Source organism: Caballeronia sp. (assembly GCF_049581465.1).
In the GTDB taxonomy this organism is placed as follows: Bacteria; Pseudomonadota; Gammaproteobacteria; order Burkholderiales; family Burkholderiaceae; genus Caballeronia.
In genome coordinates this window covers 1-3,459 of sequence record NZ_JBAUSA010001300.1, presented here as the reverse complement: position 1 = coordinate 3,459, position 3,459 = coordinate 1, and the positions used below count along the sequence as shown (strand labels likewise).

1 protein-coding gene and 1 pseudogene are annotated in these 3,459 nt (G+C 56.2%); one reads left to right on the top strand and one right to left on the bottom strand.

What is annotated here, in order from left to right; genetic code table 11:
* Positions 1-228 precede the first annotated feature (228 nt).
* The gene (locus WCA53_RS31545; RefSeq protein WP_423920907.1) at positions 229-1,155 is read left to right on the top strand and encodes a helix-turn-helix transcriptional regulator; all 927 of its coding nucleotides are present in this window, start codon (positions 229-231) and stop codon (positions 1,153-1,155) included.
* Positions 1,156-2,165: 1,010 nt separating this feature from the next.
* Here the strand turns inward: WCA53_RS31545 and WCA53_RS31540 are convergent.
* Positions 2,166-2,301: pseudogene (locus tag WCA53_RS31540) on the bottom strand (3-hydroxyacyl-CoA dehydrogenase family protein); the annotation flags it as partial.
* Positions 2,302-3,459 lie beyond the last annotated feature (1,158 nt).

The following is a 3,459-nucleotide window of genomic DNA, read 5'->3' as shown; positions in this document are numbered from 1 at the left end:
AAGTGTTCTTATCCATCGGCGTGATGGTTCGATGCCTCTTTGCACCGCCGCAAGTTTTTTCCGCCGCAAAATCATCCTTGTTCAAGCCGCCTATAATAGGTAGGCCTTGAAAACAAAAATCGATCTGACGCGACGACGGACTGAGAGTGACATGGTTCGGTTCGCTAAACTAGCAACTGCTATTACTAGTAATGGCAGTAACAGGAATAGATTCAGGAGACGATTGCGATGGAAAAGCAGCAACGATTGGACGAGCTGGCTGACTTTCTGAGAACCCGGCGCGCAAGGCTACGTCCACAGGATATTGATTTTCCATCCGGACCGCGACGAAAGACCCCAGGACTTCGCCGTGAAGAAGTAGCAGAAAAAGCGGGTATCAGTGTCACGTGGTACGCGTGGCTTGAACAAGGCCGCGAGGTGAACGTCTCCTTTAGAACCGTCGAAAGCGTTGCCAATGCGTTGAAGCTATCGCCGCATGAACGTACCCATTTGTTCGAGCTGGCTAACCATTACACGCCGCCTGGCCCGTACCCAATCGCGCAGAATGTCACTGATACGGTACGCCGCATGCTCGACCAGTTAGGCAACATGCCGGCTTATGTCGTGGACGGGAACTGGAATTACGTCACATGGAACGAAGCTGCGACGAAAGTCTTTACAGATTTTCGAAAGCTCCCCGCAGGACGCTGCAACCTGCTGTGGTTCACGTTTCATGGTGATGGGGCGCGCAAGCTGTTTCAAGGATGGGATGCTTATGCGAAGTGCGTGCTGGCGCAGTTTCGTGGGGACTACATTCTTAGGCCATCGGGCGAAGTGTTCCTGCGTGATCTGGTAGAAGAATTGAACGACACCGACTCGGACTTTTGCAAATGGTGGGCTGAGCACGACGTGCTTAAACGCAGCGACTGGCGCAAGGTTATCGAACATCCTGTAGCAGGCGTACTGGAGCTCGATGCATTGTCGCTCGAAGTCCCCGACGCTCCGGGTACGCGGATCATGGTGTACACCCCTGCCCCTTCTACAGACACGGCTGAACGTATCGAGGCACTCATGAAGAGCTCGCGTTCAGCCACAAAAACCTTCGAGGCCGCTACGGTTCTTGAAACCTTTAGGAAACCCACCGCACAGGCACTTAGGAAACGCCTGACCGAGTGATTGGTTGCGTTCGAGATGTCGGGGACTGTGAGGTTGCAAACAACCCCGGGTTGTTTGCAACCACTATTCGCTTACCTGCGATTGAACAACGGCGACGCGTAATGTGTGGCGGCAAGCTCGGTTGCTGCGGCTAAGAGCGCGGAGCCGAGGCCCCCCATGCGCGTTTCGTCGAGTTGGGGAAGCGGGCCCGCGATGCTTACCACACCCGGCGCTGGATGACCAGGCCCCGCACAGGCGCCGACATTGCGGTCACGCCTGGAGCAAACACTTCGTTGATCGTTGCATATCCGCGCGCTCGACCCGAATGAATGAAAATTCAACAGCCCAGGAATCGTAGTGGGTGCATTGGGCCCGTATTGTTTCGTTGTCCGGAGCCCTGACGCGATACGAGTTCAAGTGCTCGCTCGTCGGTCACGGTCATCATCCACACGTGTCCTGTGGTACTGCAGGACAAAATTGTTTCCATGCCCATGTCCGGGTCGCACCTAAGACTCTTCAATACGCCCTGCGACTTGGCCGTTCTGTCGCAGTAAAAAGCGCGGAACGAACAATATCGATATATCGAGTACTACTTATTTTACCAACGAGTAGAATCGCTCAGCGACGGACTGACAGATTCCGCTGCCGTGTACCGAGATAAAACTGTCAACATTGCGCGTATAAATCTGTCAATTCGCGTTTTTGAGGTTGCGAGCCGTCGCCCGGCATCGGGTTAACACTAGGCCAACTGAAGATCGATATAGCGCGCGATCCCGTCACTCAACAGCCCTGGCGACGCTTCGGCGAGTGATTGCTATCCGCCCTTCCCTACGCATTGGCCTTAGATACGATATCGAGAACGAACCTCCGCATCTCGTGCGGCAATATGGACAACGAAACGGCGCTTCGAGGATGACCGCGTTGATCACATATGGGGCCTCCCGCGACGATCACCCCGCGCTCGAAAAGTAGTTCCCACGTGCCCGAGATCCTTTTCCGAGCACCTCCATTCACCACACGCCAGACGTCGAGCCGATCGGGTCCGCGAGCGTGAGCGGTGCCGATCGGATGAATCGCGCCGAGCTTCATGCCCGTTTCGATCTCCTCGGCGCTCGCCACGCCCTCGGCCAGCACGAAGGACGGCTCGTTGATCGTTGACACCATGATGCTAATTGTTCGGCGTGCGTCGTTCAGTAACCGCCGCCTGAGGAATTGGTGGTGGTTGAACTGCTAGACGCGCCGTTGCCGCCTTGATTCATATCACCGCCCGCGGCCGCGGATCCTGGAACTGCGGCCATTCCGAGGCAAACGAGACACGCAAGAACCATCCAAAACCGCTTCATGGTCATTCCTCCTGGGGAAGCTCGCAGGAAATCCCGCGGAGGGATATCCAGCGAGGCATTAACCGCGCTATTGCCGAAGATGCCGAATGCCGGTGCGTGGCGGACGCGTGGCGCGGTTCATCGCGAACGCAGGCGTCGACATAGTCATAAACGTGGCGCTCCGACACCTTATTCCCCATGCGTAACAATGTGGTGCTGGGCGGATTCGTGCTCAGGACCGCGCTATATCCGGACGCTCCCCGACTTTCTAACGCCTCAGGATCATGGAAGCTAGTTGTCCGCTGTGGGGACTTAACTGGTTCATCCTCAAGGCAATGTCAGTGACCGAAGCTGGCGATAGCGCCAGTCAACTAGGCCCCCTGAAGCCGCCCTGCCCCGACGCTACTTGGCGACGTTGTCGTGATTACGGTCACTATCGCCGCAACAAGGCTTACCCACCAGTCCTCCGAACACGTCACCTAGTAGCAGTTCGCCCGCACAGGCCGCACCACGGAACATTCCATACTGCCCTTGTGTAGTTATCCGAATGACAACAGGTTTTATGTCAATCGAGGCGTTCGGGCTGAGCGAATGACTCTGGTCGACCCCAAAGGGACATCCGGCCGTACCGATAACGGCCGTTCATGGCATTTACGACTCGTCTCACTGATGTGGAAGTGCCTGCGAATCCAGGCAGCGCCTGACGAATCGTGAAGCAACGCTAGCGTCAGCCGCCGCGTCGCCTCGGACAATATATATGCGAGGGCGGTTGTCCCTCGGGTTGATTCCGCTTTTCTCAGTAGCAACTTCAATCAATCGACCGATCCAGGCGGAAAGCGGCACAGTTCGTTTCCACCTCTGGACACCTAATGCCCACGGCGAGGTGCCGAGTTGTTCCAACCTTTCGACGGGAATGTTTCGAGCGATCTCACCGGACAGGTGACTTATCGGGAGCTAACTGGCCCGTGGTCGAACGGGCAATCTTAGCCCCAACCTGAGTTCA

Coding starts and splice junctions, on each gene's coding strand:
- WCA53_RS31545 (WP_423920907.1), top strand. CDS start 229: ATGGAAAAGCAGCAACGATTGGACGAGCTGGCTGACTTTCTGAGAACC.